The sequence below is a fragment of the Curtobacterium sp. MCBD17_026 genome (assembly GCF_003234895.2).
GTDB lineage: Bacteria > Actinomycetota > Actinomycetes > Actinomycetales > Microbacteriaceae > Curtobacterium > Curtobacterium flaccumfaciens.
Genome location: NZ_CP126281.1, coordinates 1451494 through 1466332, shown reverse-complemented (window position 1 = coordinate 1466332; position 14839 = coordinate 1451494). Strand labels below are relative to the sequence as shown.

14 protein-coding genes are annotated in these 14839 nt (G+C 72.5%); 6 read left to right on the top strand and 8 right to left on the bottom strand.

The window, feature by feature from the left end; all coding sequences use genetic code 11:
* Positions 1-6: 6 nt before the first annotated feature.
* From DEI85_RS06940 to DEI85_RS06930, 3 genes are read right to left on the bottom strand one after another with little or no spacing between them, the layout of a single operon-like run.
* Positions 7-1302, bottom strand: coding sequence for a cytochrome P450 (locus DEI85_RS06940; protein WP_110859038.1), 1296 nt, complete (start codon positions 1300-1302; stop codon positions 7-9).
* A 27-nt stretch (positions 1303-1329) separates the two neighbouring features.
* A complete protein-coding gene (locus tag DEI85_RS06935) occupies positions 1330-1902 on the bottom strand; it encodes a gluconokinase (protein WP_110859039.1) in 573 nt (190 codons plus the stop codon).
* Positions 1899-3455 carry a GntP family permease gene (locus tag DEI85_RS06930; RefSeq protein WP_220036872.1) on the bottom strand — a complete coding sequence of 519 codons (1557 nt, stop codon included), beginning with the start codon at positions 3453-3455 and terminating at the stop codon, positions 1899-1901. The genes DEI85_RS06935 and DEI85_RS06930 overlap by 4 nt, the downstream gene beginning before the upstream one ends.
* A 207-nt stretch (positions 3456-3662) precedes the next feature.
* Here DEI85_RS06930 and DEI85_RS06925 point away from each other — a divergent pair, with 207 nt between their 5' ends.
* The gene (locus tag DEI85_RS06925) at positions 3663-4361 is read left to right on the top strand and encodes a FadR/GntR family transcriptional regulator (RefSeq protein WP_181430093.1); all 699 of its coding nucleotides are present in this window, start codon (positions 3663-3665) and stop codon (positions 4359-4361) included.
* A 124-nt stretch (positions 4362-4485) separates the two neighbouring features.
* Here DEI85_RS06925 and DEI85_RS06920 read toward each other — a convergent pair whose 3' ends face one another.
* From DEI85_RS06920 to DEI85_RS06900, 5 genes are all read right to left on the bottom strand, one after another.
* On the bottom strand, positions 4486-5091 hold the full coding sequence (locus DEI85_RS06920; protein WP_110859041.1) for a GNAT family N-acetyltransferase: 606 nt from the start codon (positions 5089-5091) through the stop codon (positions 4486-4488).
* A gap of 9 nt (positions 5092-5100) precedes the next feature.
* Positions 5101-5784 carry a uracil-DNA glycosylase gene (locus DEI85_RS06915; RefSeq protein WP_110859042.1) on the bottom strand — a complete coding sequence of 228 codons (684 nt, stop codon included), beginning with the start codon at positions 5782-5784 and terminating at the stop codon, positions 5101-5103.
* Between the two features lie 5 nt (positions 5785-5789).
* Positions 5790-6509, bottom strand: coding sequence for a Type 1 glutamine amidotransferase-like domain-containing protein (locus tag DEI85_RS06910; RefSeq protein WP_110859043.1), 720 nt, complete (start codon positions 6507-6509; stop codon positions 5790-5792).
* Complete coding sequence (locus DEI85_RS06905; protein ID WP_051596753.1) at positions 6506-7033, bottom strand: phosphoribosyltransferase; 528 nt, start codon at positions 7031-7033, stop codon at positions 6506-6508. The genes DEI85_RS06910 and DEI85_RS06905 overlap by 4 nt, the downstream gene beginning before the upstream one ends.
* A 114-nt stretch (positions 7034-7147) precedes the next feature.
* Positions 7148-7921: an SDR family oxidoreductase gene (locus DEI85_RS06900; protein ID WP_110859044.1), complete on the bottom strand. Its 774-nt coding sequence runs from the start codon at positions 7919-7921 to the stop codon at positions 7148-7150.
* 123 nt (positions 7922-8044) lie between these two features.
* Between DEI85_RS06900 and DEI85_RS06895 the strand changes: the two genes are divergently transcribed.
* From DEI85_RS06895 to DEI85_RS06875, 5 genes are all read left to right on the top strand, one after another.
* Positions 8045-9133, top strand: coding sequence for an acyltransferase family protein (locus DEI85_RS06895; RefSeq protein ID WP_110859045.1), 1089 nt, complete (start codon positions 8045-8047; stop codon positions 9131-9133).
* Positions 9134-9412: 279 nt separating this feature from the next.
* The gene (locus tag DEI85_RS06890; RefSeq protein WP_071404574.1) at positions 9413-10744 is read left to right on the top strand and encodes a bifunctional o-acetylhomoserine/o-acetylserine sulfhydrylase; all 1332 of its coding nucleotides are present in this window, start codon (positions 9413-9415) and stop codon (positions 10742-10744) included.
* Between the two features lie 252 nt (positions 10745-10996).
* Positions 10997-12199 (top strand): homoserine O-acetyltransferase MetX, encoded by a 1203-nt coding sequence (gene metX, locus DEI85_RS06885; RefSeq protein WP_110859046.1) that lies wholly within the window; start codon positions 10997-10999, stop codon positions 12197-12199.
* A gap of 133 nt (positions 12200-12332) precedes the next feature.
* Entirely contained in the window at positions 12333-13490 is a 1158-nt protein-coding gene (locus tag DEI85_RS06880) for a sensor histidine kinase (RefSeq protein ID WP_110859047.1), read from the top strand.
* Complete coding sequence (locus tag DEI85_RS06875; protein ID WP_111123441.1) at positions 13487-14809, top strand: hypothetical protein; 1323 nt, start codon at positions 13487-13489, stop codon at positions 14807-14809. The genes DEI85_RS06880 and DEI85_RS06875 overlap by 4 nt, the downstream gene beginning before the upstream one ends.
* Positions 14810-14839: the final 30 nt, after the last annotated feature.

Genomic DNA, 14839 nt, shown 5'->3' with positions numbered 1-14839 from the left:
ACCGGGTCAGTGGAAGGGGCAGCGGCCCCGGACCTCGCCACCCGAGGCCGGCTTCGTCGGCAGCCGGCGGCGGTCCACCTGCAGCCCGTCGTCGAGGATCGTCAGCCGTGGGTCGCTCAGCACCGAGACCGCGGCCGCGAGCGCGGCGACGGCGACCTTCTCGCCGGGGCACCGGTGTCCCGTGGCGACGTCGGCGCCGCCGTGCGGGACGAACGTCGTGATCGCCTCGGAGTCGTCCACGCCGAGGAACCGCGACGGGTCGAAGTCGCCCGCACGGTCCCACGAGCGCTCGTCGGTGTCGGTCCCGGTGATGTCGAGCACCACGCGCCCGCCGGCGGGCAGGTGCTCGCCGTCGAGCTCGACGTCCGTGGTGGCCCAGGCGGGCAGCATCGGCACGAACGGCGCCGTCCGGCGGATCTCCTGCGCGAAGGCGACGGCGAGCGGGCCGTCGACGCGCGGCCCGTCGACGCGCGGCCCGTCCGCGGTGTCGGCCGCCCCGCTCTCGGCGGCGATCCGTGCCCGCCACTCCGGCCGGTCGTGCAGCTCCTTCGCCGCGAACGCCACGAACCGGGCCACCGCGATGGCCGGCCGGATGCTGTTCTGCAGTTCGATGCCGGCCAGCCGCGCCGGCAGCAGCGCCCCGGAGGGGTCCCGGTGCCACGCCCACTCGTGCAGGGCGGTGTGCGGCTCGGGGGCCAACCGGCCACCACGCACGGCCTCGACCAGCCGCCGGGCGTGTCGGTCCGACCAGTGCCGGTTCAGGACGGCCTGCAGGTACTCCGGTGAGTAGGGCACCCCGAAGCCGTCGACGACCTGGGCGAGCCGTGCCGCCCACCGGGTCTTCGCCGCCGGCGTCCCCGGCAGTCCGGCCCACCGCATGACCGCACGGCCGATCGCGCCGACGGCAGCGTCGTACGCCGACCGGGTGCCGCCGGCGAGCCACGCGTCGCGTTCGGTCGCCCACTCCCGGGTCAGCAGGGGTGCGAGCCGCCGGACCTGCTCGTCCTCGTACGCGACGTCGACGAAGGTCGCCTTGCGGTGGTGGTGCTCCGCCCCGTCGAGGCTGTGCACCGACCCGACACCGAACAGCGTCCGCTGCACGATCGCCGGCATCGCGCCGTGGCGTGCCGTGCGGTCGCCGTCGTAGAACAGCCCGACGCCCTCGGCGCCACGCACGAGCAGCGCCGGACGTCCGAGCAGTCGGAAGCCCACCGCTCGCGCCCCCGGACGGGTCCGGCGCCACAGGTGGGCACCGAACCCGTAGCCGCGGGTCAGGAGCGAGAGGGAGTCGTCGATCGCCATGCCGCCATGCTGCCGAGCGCCACCCGATCAGGCTCTCGGGATCCGGACCAGTCCGAGCCGCGCCACGACCTCGGCGCTCTCCGCTTCGGGGGTGCGGTCGGCGGCGATCGTCACGTGGGCCTCGTCGGGTTGCGGCGGCTCGAGCGTGGCGAGCTGCGACTGCAGCAGCGACGTCGGCATGAAGTGCCCGGAACGCTCGGACATCCGCTCCTCGATGAGCGCACCGTCACCGGCCACGTGCACGAACACCACCCCGGGGGCCCGCAGCACGTCGCGGTACGAGCGCTTCAGGGCCGAGCAGGTCACGACGCCGTTCGTGCCGGCGTCCAGGTGTCCGCGGATCCAGCCGGCGACGACGTCGAGCCACGGCCAGCGGTCCTCGTCGGTGAGCGGGGTGCCCGCGTGCATCTTGTCGACGTTCGCCTGTGGGTGCATCGCGTCGCCCTCGGCGAACTCCCACCCGATCTGCTCCGCCACCATGGCGGCGACGGTCGACTTGCCGGACCCGGAGACCCCCATCACCACCAGGACACGTGCGTCCAGCCCGGTGTCGGCCGCCCCGGCAGCATCGGCCGCACCGAGGTCTGCTGCGCCGCTCATCGGATGAACACCCCGGCCAGCAGGACCCCGACCAGACCGAACACCGAGATGAGGCACTCGAGCACCGTCCACGTCTTGAACGTCTGCCCCACCGTGGTGCCGAGGTACCCCTTCACCAGCCAGAACCCGGCGTCGTTGACGTGCGACAGGAACACCGAGCCGGCTCCGATCGCGAGCACGAGCAGCGACGTCATCGGCGTCGACAGGTCGGCGGCGATCGGCGCCATGATGCCGGCGGCGGTCACGGTGGCGACCGTGGCGGACCCGGTCGCCACGCGGACCAGGGCCGAGACGACCCAGGCGACGAGCAGCACCGAGACGCCGGAGTCCTTGACGGCGTCGGCGATCACGCCGCCGATCCCGGTGTCGATGAGCACCTGCTTGAAGCCACCGCCGGCGCCGACGATGAGCAGCACCCCGGCGATCGGGGGCAGCGCGCTCTCGAGCGACTTCGACACCGCCGAGCGGTCCATGCCACCGCCGATCGCGAAGAAGACCATCGCGTAGACGGCCGCGATGCCGATGGCGATCATCGGCGAACCGAGGAAGTCGAGCAGGCTCACCCACGAGCCGGCGGCGTCGGGGGCGGTGGCCTCACGGATCGCCTGGGCGAGCATGAGCACGACCGGCAGCAGGATGCCGACCAGGGCGACGGTGAACGACGGGCTGCGCGGTTCGCTGATGACGCGCGTGAAGTCGCTCTTGCCGTTGGGCAGGGACGCGGTGTCCTGCGTGACGGGGCCGCGCCGGGCCTGGCGTCCGGGGTGTGCCGGGTCGTCCACGAATGCGGCGGACCCGGAACCCGACCCCGAGCCCGGGCCGGCGGTGGCGACCGCCCCGCGCGACCCGAACATGTCGGGGACGGGGATGTCGACCCAGCGGGCCGCGAACCGGGCGAAGAGCGGCCCGGCCAGGATGATCACCGGGATCGCCAGCACGATGCCGAAGGCGAGCGTGGTGCCGAGGTTCGCGCCGACGGTGGAGATCGCGACGAGCGGGCCGGGGTGCGGCGGGACGAACGCGTGCATCGTCGACAGGCCGACCAGGGCGGGGACGGCGATCTTCATGATCGGCACCTCGCTCCGCTTGGCGACCAGCACGATGATGGGGATGAGCAGGACGAGGCCGACCTCGAAGAACATCGGCAGCCCGATGAGCGCCCCGATCAGGGCCATCGTCCACGGCAGCGCCGCCTTCGACGACTTCCGCACCAGGGTGTCCACGACACGGTCCGCTGCGCCCGAGTCGACGAGCATCTTGCCGAACATCGCCCCCAGCCCGACCAGGATGCCGACGCTCGTCATGGTCGCGCCGAAGCCGTCGCCGAAGCTCGTGACCGCCTTGTCCGGCGCGAGGCCTGCGCCGATCCCGACGCCGAGCGCACCGATCGTGAGCGCGATGAACGGGTGCACCTTGAGCCAGGTGATGAGCACGATGATCACCACGATGCCGACGAGCGCCGCGATGATCAGCTGCGGGATGGAACCGGACGGGTCGACCGTCTCGGTGGTGCCACCCGCGGCGAGCAGGTGGTCCGGGAGAGCGTGAGGCATCAGCGCCCCTTCCTGGAGTCGCTGCTGCGCGGCTCCGTCGCCTTCGTGTCGAGGGTGGACTGGCGCGACGAACGCCGACCCTCAATAATCTGATTAATCAGACTATACGACGTCGTCCCGCGCGCCGACCGCCCGTCTCCGGAGTCTGCCGCTTCGATGGGACCGGCGTCACGGCGACCGCGTGACCCGTACTGCACGGAGGAAACGATGCCCACCGCACGCGGACTGCACGCCCACGTGCTCGACACCCTGGGCCAGCGGATCGTCGACGGCGACCTGGCCGCGGGCGCCGTCGTCCGACCCGAACTGGTGGCCGACGAGTTCGGGGTGTCCCGCTCGGTCGTCCGCGAGGCCCTGCGCGTCCTGCAGTCCCTCGGCCTGGTCGAGCCCCGGCAGCGGGTCGGCACGCTCGTCCGCGACATCACCGCGTGGGAGCTGCTCGCCCCCACGGTGATCCGGTGGCGCGGCGGATCACCGGCGTACTTCGTGCAGCAGCGGGAGCTCGTCGAACTCCGACTCGGCGTCGAACCGGTCGCGGCGTCCCTGACCGCCGGCTCCGAGGGCGCGGACGCCGTGCTCGCCGCCGCCGAGGACATGCTCGACGCCTGCGGGCGCGAGGACAGCCGCGCTTACCTGGAGGCCGACGTCCGCTTCCACCGTGCACTGCTCACCGGCTCGGGGAACGCCGTGTTCGCGCACTTCGCCGGGACGGTCGAGGCCCTCCTGCGCACCCGCACGTCGGAGTCGCGCGACCCCATCACGCGCTGGACGCGCGAGGCGGCGCTCCGGCACGAGGCCGTCGGGCGCGCAGCGGTCGACGGTGACGCGGACGCCGCGGCGGCGGCGGCCACCGCGCTGCTCCGCGTGACGCGCGACGAGTTCATCACCGAGGCCCCGGCGGGCTGACCCGGCCACGGCGGTCCGGCGCGACCCGGAGACGGCCTGGAGGCGCGTGCCGGGCCCGCCACGGGCCTCCCGTCCGCACCGCCCACGTTCTCGTGCGTGACGCCCGTCGACCGCGTCGGGTCCGTCAGCGTCGTCGTGCGAACAGCCGCGGGCCGCGCAGGCGGAGCCGCATCGTGACGGTGCCGAGCCAGCGGTCGTACTTGTAGCCGACCTTGCCCATCCGGCCGACCTCCTCGAAGCCGAGCCGCTCGTGCAGCCGGATCGACGCCTCGGCCTGGCGGTCCGCGATGACGGCGACGACCTCGCGCACGCCGGCCGACCGGCACTCGTCGAGCAGCGCCTCCATCAGTGCGCGGCCGAGCCCCTTGCCACCGGACGCGGCGCCGAGGTAGATCGAGTCCTCGACGACGTGGTTCGAGCGGTCCCGGGGGTTCCACGCGTCGACCAGGGCGTACCCGAGGATCTGTCCGGCAGGGTTCTCCGCCACCAGGAACGGCAGGCGGCGCTTCCGGATGTCGTCGTAGCGCTTCTTCCACGCGGCGTAGGTGAACGCCGCCGGGTCGAAGGTCACCGACGAGTTGCGGACGTAATGCGTGTGGATCTCGCGCACGTGGGGCAGGTCCCCCACCTCGGCCGCACGGATGCGGTACTCGAAGGCCGTCTCGGTCGCCACGGGGGCACGCAGGTGTCGCGGCAGGACCCGCCGTCGCTGGTATTCCTCCTCGAGCACGTGCCGAGCCTACTGAGCGGGCAGCGTCCAGTCGACGGGCGGTGCGCCCTGCGACTCGAGCAGGGCGTTCACCTGCGAGAACGGGCGGCTGCCGAAGAACCCGCGCGACGCGCTGAGCGGGCTCGGGTGGGCCGACGCGACGACCGGGGTGTCACCGAGGAGCGGTCGCACCGACCCGGCCTGGGCGCCCCAGAGCACGGCGACGAGCGGGCCGCCACGGGCGACGAGGGCACGGACGGCCTGGTCGGTCACCGCCTCCCAGCCCTTGCCGCGGTGACTGCCGGCCTCGCCCGCCTGCACGGTGAGCACCCGGTTGAGCAGCAGGACGCCCTGGTCGGACCAGGCCCGCAGGTCACCGTGCTGCGGCGGCGTCACCCCGAGGTCGTCGGCGAGCTCGCGGTAGATGTTCGCCAGGCTGCGCGGCACCGGACGGACGGCCGGGTCGACCGCGAACGACAGGCCGATCGGGTGGCCGGGCGTCGGGTACGGGTCCTGCCCGACGACCAGCACCCTGACGGCGTCGAACGGGGTCGTGAAGGCACGCAGGACGTCGCCGCCAGCGGGCAGGTAGTGACGGCCCGCAGTGGTCTCGTCCCGCAGCCATGCGCCGATCCGGTGCACGTCGGGCTCCACGGGTGCGAGCGCCGACGCCCAGCCGGGGTCGACCAGGTCGGCGAGCGGCCGGGGTTCCACGTCGGCTACGCGCCCATGGTGGCGACGGCCACCGACTCCTCGCCGGCCATCACGCGCCAGACGCTGCCGGTCCCGCGGACCTCGAGCGCGCCCTCGCCGACGACGAGCGTGGTGTCCTCGTCGATCGCGAGTCCGGCGGTGACGAACTCGGCCTCGGCGCTGGCGATGAGCCGCGCGAGCGTGCCGGCCTGCACCGCGTGCACGTCGATGGTCAGGTCGACCAGGCCGAGGCCCTCGCGGAGCTCGACCTCGTCCAGGCCCTCGGACGCCGCTTCGGGGCAGATCTCGACGCCGCCGATGCGCCAGCCGCCCACCAGGGCACGGTCGGCGGCGATCATCGCACCGGCCGAGTAGCCGAGGTAGGGCAGACCGTCGGAGACGAGCAGCCGGAGCTGGTCGACGAGCGGGGCGATCGCCGCCAGGTAGTCGGGGGTGACGCCGCCGCCGACCACCAGGGCGTCGACGTCGCTCAGGACGGTGGTGTCGAAGACCTGACCGGCTGCGACCTCGGTGACGAGCACCTCGGCCGTGCGCGGGCCGCCGAGGACCTCGGCGATGTCGGCGGTCGACGACGGGCTGCCGCCGTCCGGGCCCGCCACGGAGAGCAGGGCGATGCGCGGGGTGCTCCGGCCGACCGCTGCCGAACGGGCGGTGGCCTCGGCGAGGAACGGCGCTGCGGCGTCCGAGGCGGCGAACAGACCGCCGCCGACCAGGTGGATGCTCACGACTCGGCCGTCACGGGGGCGAGGGCGCTCCACGGGAACGTGATCCAGCCGTCGACCCGACGCCACACGTGGTCGGGTTCGAGGACGGTGCCGGGCTTCGAGTACAGGCAGGCGCTCCGGACGTCGGCACCGGCGTTCCGGATGATGTCGACCACCAGGCGCAGGGTGCGGCCGGAGTCCGACACGTCGTCGACGACGAGGACCCGCTTGCCCGCCAGGCTCGGGGCGTCGAGGGCGGGGGCGAGCACGACCGGCTCCTCCAGCCGCTGCTCGACGTCGGTGTAGAACTCGACGTTGATCGAGCCGCACTCCTTGGTGCCGAGCGCGTACGCCACGGCGCCGGCGATGATCAGTCCGCCGCGGGCGACGGCGACGACGACCTCGGGCTCGAAGCCGCTGGACAGGACGTCCTTGGCGAGCAGGCGTGCGGCGTCACCGAACTCGAGCCAGCCGAGTACCTCGGGCCCGCTCGTCACGGTCACGGTGGACGGAGCCGCGGGCTCGGGTTCGCTGCTGATCGGCATCCGACCACGGTACCGGCAGGGAGCCCACGCCCGCGACCCGCGCCCGCCGCCCGGGCGCTGCGTGGGGCCGGCGCGGGTCCGGCGCGGGTTGGGCGCGGGTCGGGCGCCGTCCGCTCAGCGGGGCGTCAGCGGGCCGCGGGCCAGCTTGTGCTGCGCCGACTGCGCCACCGGCCGGATCGTCACGAGGTCGAGGTTCACGTGGGCCGGCAGCTCCACGGCGTGCACGATCGCCTCGGCGACGTCGTCGGCCACGAGCGGCTCCGGCACGTCGTCGTACACCGCGGCGGCCTTCTGCTCGTCCCCGCGGAACCGGGTGAGCGCGAACTCGTCGGTCTTCACCATGCCCGGCGCGATCTCGACGACCCGGATCGGCTCCCCGTTCAGCTCGAGCCGGAGTGCGCCGACCAGGGCGTGCTCGGCGAACTTCGCGGCGTTGTAGCCGCCACCGTTCTCGTACGCGACGAACCCGGCGGTGCTGGTGACCGTGACGATGTCCGCTCCCCCGGACGCGCGAGCGCGATCGCGCAGGTGCGGCAGCAGCGCGGAGACGACACGCTTCGTGCCGATCACGTTGACCTCGAACATGGCGCGCCAGTCGTCGACGTCGGACTCCTCGACACTCGCCGAACCGAACGCCCCACCGGCGTTGTTCACGAGCACGTCGGCGCCGCCGAGGTCCGCCACCCGCGCGGCGAGCGCCGCCACGTCGTCGGCGTCCGTGATGTCGGCGACCAGGGTCTCGGCCCCGGTCTCCGCGGCGAGCGCCTCGAGCTTCGCGGCGCGGCGGGCCACGGCGAGCACGTCCCAGCCCCGCGACCGGAACAGCCGAACGGTGGCCGCCCCGATGCCCGAGCTCGCTCCGGTGACGACTGCGCGCCGTGCTGCCATGTGATCTGCCTCCTGCGTCGGTGACCGGGGCACGTCGTGGCCCGGTCCGTCCACCGTACCGAGCGGGACGGTTCCGGCACCGCACCGGGCCGTCCAGGTCACGATCCGGTAACGTGACCGGCGATGACGACGGATGCCGCCCCTCCCGCCCCCTCGGCCCCGGCGACGCAGCTCGAACCCGGTCGAGCCCCGCGCCGGATCCCGATGTGGGACACCGCGCGGTTCGTCGCGGTCACGCTCGTGGTCATCGGGCACGCGATCCAGCGGCAGACGCCGGCGAGCGAGCACGCCCTGGCCCTCTACACGTTCATCTACGCGTTCCACATGCCGGCGTTCGGCGTGATCAGCGGCTACTTCTCGTCGGCGGACACCCCGACCGCGAAGCGGATGCGCCGGACGATCACGGACATCGTCGTGCCGTACATCATCATGCAGACGATCTGGACCGTGGTGCAGGGCCTCGTCGAGGGCGGCAAGGACTTCAACCCGACGAAGCCGACGTGGACCCTGTGGTTCCTGCTGGCCCTGGGCATCTTCAAGCTGATCCTGCCGTACCTGGCGCAGCTGCGGTGGCCACTGTTCTGGGCGGTCGTGTTCAGCATCGGCGTCGGCTACTTCGACAACGTCGACTCGACGCTCTCGCTGTCCCGCGCGATCAGCCTGCTGCCGTTCTTCCTGCTCGGGTGGCAGGTCAAGCAGTGGGGCGTCTTCGACCGCTGGTACGAGGCGTCCCGTCGCACGGTCGTCCGGGTGCGGATCGCCGCCGTCGTGGTGTTCGCCGCCTGGGCGGTGTCGTGCGCGGTCTGGATCCCGCAGTTCAAGGAGTTCGACCTGCACCACTGGTTCTTCTACGACGACTCCTACTCGGGGCTCGGCGAGGACGCCTGGTGGGCGGGTGCGGTGCGGTTCGGCCTGATGCTGCTCGCGACCCTGCTGACGGCGTCGTTCCTGGTGCTCATCCCCCGTCGGAACATCTGGATCACGCAGTTCGGCGCCGCGACGATGTACGTCTACCTGCTCCACACGTTCGTCCTCTACCCGATCCGGGAGTCCGGCGTCCTGGCCGGCGAGCACTCGGCCTGGCCGTTCGTGCTCCTCATGGTCGTCATCGCGTGCGTCGTCAGCCTCTTCCTGGCGCAGCCCTTCGTGCGGCGCGGGATGCGGTGGCTGCTCGAGCCGAAGGTCGACTGGCTGTTCCGCCGCGACGCGTGACATTGCCGCGCAAGCAGTCGTCTTCGCTGCGCTCAGTCGGCAGCGCGCGACGTCGCGGCAGGCCGCGACCGATCCCCGTGGTCGCCGCCGTCAGCCCCGGGCACCATCCTGGCCTGGAGGCGCGGGGCGGGCCCGGCGGGTGCGTTACGTCCCGAGGCGGGTGCGGTGGTGCGGGCCCGGCCACCTGCGTACCGTGACACCCGACGCACAGCAGCGCCGAGCCTCCGGGCCGAGCGCAAGGCGACCCGACGACCAGCCGCACCGGACAGGAGCACCAAGATGACCGAGCACGACGCCGCGCAGTGGCAGTTCGAGACCACCCAGGTCCACGCCGGCGCACAGCCGGACCCGACCACGGGCGCCCGAGCGACGCCGATCTACAAGACGACCTCGTACGTCTTCGCGAACTCGGACGAAGCGCGCGACCTGTTCGCGCTCGCCAAGCCGGGCAACATCTACTCCCGGATCATGAACCCGACGAACGACGTCGTCGAGCAGCGGATCGCCGCGCTCGAGGGCGGGTCCGGGGCCCTGCTCGTCGCGTCCGGCCAGGCTGCCGAGACCTACGCGGTGCTGAACATCGCGGGGGCGGGTGACCACATCGTGTCGTCGTCGTCGATCTACGGCGGCACGTACAACCTGTTCAAGTACACGCTGGCGAAGCTCGGCATCGAGACGACGTTCGTCGAGGACCAGGACGACCTCGAGGAGTGGCGCCGCGCGGTCCGCCCGAACACGAAGCTGTTCTTCGCCGAGACCATCGGCAACCCGAAGATCAACGTCCTCGACATCACGGGTGTCAGCGACGTCGCCCACGAGTCCGGCGTCCCGCTGATCGTCGACAACACGATCGCGACGCCGTACCTGATCCGTCCGTTCGAGCACGGCGCCGACATCGTGGTGCACTCGGCCACGAAGTTCCTCGGTGGCCACGGCACGGTCATCGGCGGGATCATCGTCGACGGCGGGAAGTTCGCCTGGTCGCAGCACGCCGACCGGTTCCCGGAGTTCAACACGCCCGACCCGTCGTACCACGGTGCGGTCTTCGCCGAGGCGGTCGGCAACGAGCTCGCCTACATCGTGAAGGCCCGGGTGCAGCTGCTCCGCGACCTCGGTGCGTCGAACTCGGCGGACACGGCGTTCGCACTGCTGCAGGGCATCGAGACCCTGTCGCTCCGCATCGAGCGGCACGTGTCCAACGCGCAGGAGATCGCGGAGTGGCTCGACCAGCACCCCGACGTCGCCACGGTCGCCTACGCCGGTCTGCCGACGTCGCCCTGGTACGCCGCCGCGAACCGGTACGCGCCGAAGGGCGTCGGCGCCGTGCTGTCGTTCGAGCTCAAGGGCGGGGTCACCGCGGGCAAGGCGTTCGTCGACAACCTGCAGCTGTTCTCGCACCTGGCGAACATCGGCGACGTCCGCTCGCTCGTCATCCACCCGGCGTCGACCACGCACTCGCAGCTCACTCCCGAGCAGCAGCTCACCACCGGGGTCACGCCCGGCCTGGTGCGCCTGTCGGTCGGCATCGAGAACATCGCCGACCTGAAGGCCGACCTCGAGGCCGGGCTCGCCGCGGCTCGGGCGATCGCGCAGGAGAGCCAGCGCGCGTAGGGCTTGCACGCCGCCTGTCGATGCGCGTGCATGTTGCGACGTCCCACGTGTCGATCGACGCGTGGGACGTCGCTCGTCGCACACGCATCCGGTACGTGCGCATCGTGCGACGATCCACGAGTCGAACGACGCGCACGATGTCGGAACATGCGTACGCACGCAACGGCCTGCGCGGCCCGGAGCCCGGCCGCGCGACGGGCGTGACGTAACACGGCGGCGGCGACCCGCGCCTCCCGGCAGACTGGACCCACGATGGACTGGCAGACGACCCCCGAGGACTCCGTGCCGTCCACCCTGGTGCCCGGCACCGAACTCGGCACACTCGGCAAGCCGCCCGTGACCGGTGCCTGGCGTCCCGGTGACCACCCGGGTGCACGCCACTTCGAGTCCCTCGGCGAGCAGTGGGTGCGCGGCGGTCGCCTCCCGTCCGTGCGCGTGGCCTACGAGACGTGGGGCACGCTCAACGCCGCCCGCGACAACGCGGTGCTCGTCCTGCACGCACTGACCGGTGACTCGCACGTCGCGGGCGCCCCCGGCCCGGGCCACCGCACAGCCGGCTGGTGGGGTGACGTCGTCGGGCCCGGCCGGGCGATCGACACCGACCGGTGGTTCGTGATCGCGCCGAACATGCTCGGCGGCTGCCAGGGCACCACCGGGCCGTCGTCGGTGTCGCCGACGGGCGCTGAGTGGGGCTCGCGGTTCCCGTTCGTGACGGTGCGCGACCAGGTCGAGGTGCAGGCGCAGCTCGCCGACCGGCTCGGCATCGAGACCTTCGCGGCGGTCGTCGGCGGGTCGATGGGCGGCATGCACGCCCTCGAGTTCGCGGTCTCGCACCCCGCGCGTGTGCAGCGTCTGGCTGTCCTGGCGTCGACGGCGCAGACCACCGCCGACCAGATCGCGGCGAACTCGCTGCAGCGGGCGGCGATCCAGATGGACCCGGCGTTCGCCGGCGGCGACTACTTCGAGGCCGAGGCCGGCGAGGGACCGCACCGGGGACTGTCACTGGCCCGGCGGATGGCGCTCATGACGTACCGCGCGTCGGACGAGCTGAACAGCCGCTTTGCGCGGTCCTGGCAGAGCGACGTCTCCCCGCTCGGCGACGACGGCCGGTTCTCCGTGGAGAGCTACCTCGACTTCCACGGCAACAAGTTCACGCGGCGGTTCGACGCCTCGAGCTACGTCACGCTGACGTACGCGATGGACTCGCACGACGTCGGTGCCGGGCGCGGCGGGGTGTCGGCCGCCCTCGGGCTGGTGACCGCGCGGACCCTGGTCGTGGGGATCTCGAGCGACCGGCTGTTCCCCGTCGAGGACCAGCACCGGATCGCCGCGGGCGTGCCGGACGCGCTCGACGGGGACACCGCAGCGGTGATCGAGAGCGAGTTCGGACACGACGGGTTCCTCATCGAGCACGAGCAGGTCGGGGCGCACCTGCGGCGGTTGCTCGAGCCCTGAGCGGGGCCTGCCGTCACCGCGGCGCGCCGAAGACCCCCCAACGGGTGGCGCGCGTGGAATGATGGCGTGGAGCCCGGCACTGACCGACGCTCGGTTTCCCGCACCACCCAGATCGTCACCAACCAGGACATCGATGGACTTCATCGCACAGGAACGCGACCGCTTGCTGCGGTCGGCGACCCGTGTCGTGGGCATCGTCTGCGCGCTCGTCAGCGTCGTGGGCATCCTCTCCGCGGCCGCCGTGCCCACGGCGTCCCTCATCGGCGCACTCCTCTGCATCGCCGCGATGATCACCGCGCTCGTGTGCTTCGGCCGCGGCGGTGAAGTGTGGTGGACCGCCGCCATCGTCGTCGCCGGGCTCGCCACGATGGTGTTGCTCTTCACCGGCGTCGACGACTCGGCGCGGCCCCTCGTCGCCAGCGCCGTCATGCCCCTGGCTGCCGGCGGGCTCTCGGCACCGCTGATGGCACAGCGCGGGCACCCGGTCGGTCTCGGCATCACCATCGCCGGCGGCGGTGCCGTGGTGGTGCTCATGGTCTGGGGATCGGGCTCGCTCCTGTCGACCCCGGTCAGCGGCGCACTGCTCGGGTGGATCCTGATGGCCGTCGTGGCGATCTGGATCTCGCGCAGCATCCCCCGCGTCGCCCGCCGCATCTACAGCATCGGCACCGCCCACCGCGCCGAACGGCAGGCCAGCGAGACCGAGGCGCAGCGCCGCCAGGGTGCCCGCCTGCTGCACGACACCGTGCTCGCGACCCTGACGCTGCTCGCGCACTCCGGCGTCGGCGTCTCCGAGCAGGCGATGCGCGAGCAGGCCGCCGAGGACGCCCGACTGCTGCGGCACCTGCGCCTCGGTGCGACCCCGCAGCCCTCGCAGTCCGGTGACTACTCGCTCACCCGTGAAGAAGAGTCACCGCTCGGGCAGACCCTCGAGTCGGTCAAGCAGCGCTTCGGCCGGATGGGGCTCGAGGTCAGCTGGCACGGCACCGGGCAGGTCCTGCTGCCGTCGAACGTGCTCGACGCGTTCCTGCTCGCGCTCGGCGAGTGCCTCGAGAACGTCCGTCGGCACGCCGGCGTCGGCGAGGCCCACGTCACGATCGTCCACGACAACGAGGTCGTCCGTGCGATGGTCACCGACTCCGGCGTCGGCTTCGACCTCACCACCGTCAGTGCCGAGCGACTCGGCTTCAAGGAGAGCGTCGTGAACCGCCTGCGCGAGGTCGGCGGCGACGCCAAGCTCTTCTCCGCGCCGGGCTCCGGCACCACCGTCGTCCTGGAGGCACCGCGATGACCCGGGTCCCCGAGGACACCATCGGCCGCCGCCTGCCCGGTGAGACGGCTCCGCCCGCACCCCGCACCCGCCGCGAGGCGCGTGAGCGGTACCGCACGAGCGAACGCCGCCAGGCCAGAGGGCTCCCGTCGACGTCCACCGGCGCCCGGTCCCTGCGGCAGGCCGCGAAGCCCGGCGCCTCGCTCGGTGCGGGGTACCTCGGCCTCGGCGCCGCGGTCCTCACCGCGATCGAGGCCGTCGCCGGCATCGCGTTCTTCCTGGTGCGCTGGAACGAGTACTCCGACCCGTGGCTGCCCGCCGTCGCCTGGGCGCTCTACCTCGTCGCGGCCGTCGGGGTCGGACTCAGCGTCCTGACCTACGGCGAACGCCTGACGGGTCCGGCCTTCGCGCTGATCTGCGTCGTGCTGGCCTGCGTCGTCACGCTCGACTTCATCGGCATCTGGCCCGAGCACGACATCGCACACACCGCCACGGCGTCGATGGCCGCGGGCTTCGCCCTGCTGCCGATCGCCACGCTCCGACCCGCCCGCGAGGTCGCCGCCGCCATCGGCGTGCTCGGCATCGCGTTCATCGTGATGGCCGTCGCGTCGACGCCGATCACGCACGACACCATGCCCGGCATCGTGTCCCTGCTATCACTCGTCGTCGTGCCGCCGGCGCTCGCGCTGTACGTCGTGCAGCGGTTCCGCCAGCTCGTGCAGCGCGAACTCGACCGGGTGCTCGTGCAGAGCAACGTGCAGGCGCCGCAGTTCGCCGTCGGCATGCTCGCCTCGGACGAGCTCGCCCGGCTCGACCTGGCCGCCGAGAAGCTGCTCGACGCCGTCGCGAACGGCACCGACCCCCTGCCGTTGTCCGACGCCTCGAGCTCCGTCGCCGCGTCGCTCGCCACCGAGCTCCGCCTGCACCTGATCGAGGGACGCCGCGAGACCTGGCTCTACCACGCCATCACCGAGTCCGACCGCCTCGGTCGCTCGGTGAGCGTCGCCGACCCGACCGCCCTGGCCGGGCACCTCTCCCCCACGCAGCGCGACGGGTTGCTGCAGGCGATCTGGCAGATGGTCGGCGACGGCCGCACCGCGCAGCCCGGCATGCCCGTCGTCTCCGTCACCCTCGGCCCGATCGGCTCCGACGGTCACCCGGTCAGCGACGACACGATGGACGTGCCCGTCGTGATCGAGTCCCGCGGGGTGCCCCGGCGCAGCCTCGGCCCGACGGCCTGGAGTGCCCTGCAGCGCATCGGCCCGTACACCGAGACCGTCCGCGACGGCACGCTGCACATCGTCGCCCACTGCGTCGTGAACCGACATCCGTCGATGTAGCTGCCGGACACCCGCACGCCTCACCGACTT

Bases quoted from the DNA above. Each gene is read 5' to 3' on its own strand.
- DEI85_RS06940 (WP_110859038.1), bottom strand. From the start codon at position 1,302: ATGGCGATCGACGACTCCCTCTCGCTCCTGACCCGCGGCTACGGGTTC.
- DEI85_RS06895 (WP_110859045.1), top strand. From the start codon at position 8,045: ATGACGACGGATGCCGCCCCTCCCGCCCCCTCGGCCCCGGCGACGCAG.
- DEI85_RS06925 (WP_181430093.1), top strand. From the start codon at position 3,663: ATGCCCACCGCACGCGGACTGCACGCCCACGTGCTCGACACCCTGGGC.
- DEI85_RS06905 (WP_051596753.1), bottom strand. From the start codon at position 7,033: ATGCCGATCAGCAGCGAACCCGAGCCCGCGGCTCCGTCCACCGTGACC.
- DEI85_RS06880 (WP_110859047.1), top strand. From the start codon at position 12,333: ATGGACTTCATCGCACAGGAACGCGACCGCTTGCTGCGGTCGGCGACC.
- DEI85_RS06930 (WP_220036872.1), bottom strand. From the start codon at position 3,455: ATGCCTCACGCTCTCCCGGACCACCTGCTCGCCGCGGGTGGCACCACC.
- metX (WP_110859046.1), top strand. From the start codon at position 10,997: ATGGACTGGCAGACGACCCCCGAGGACTCCGTGCCGTCCACCCTGGTG.
- DEI85_RS06890 (WP_071404574.1), top strand. From the start codon at position 9,413: ATGACCGAGCACGACGCCGCGCAGTGGCAGTTCGAGACCACCCAGGTC.
- DEI85_RS06875 (WP_111123441.1), top strand. From the start codon at position 13,487: ATGACCCGGGTCCCCGAGGACACCATCGGCCGCCGCCTGCCCGGTGAG.
- DEI85_RS06935 (WP_110859039.1), bottom strand. From the start codon at position 1,902: ATGAGCGGCGCAGCAGACCTCGGTGCGGCCGATGCTGCCGGGGCGGCC.
- DEI85_RS06900 (WP_110859044.1), bottom strand. From the start codon at position 7,921: ATGGCAGCACGGCGCGCAGTCGTCACCGGAGCGAGCTCGGGCATCGGG.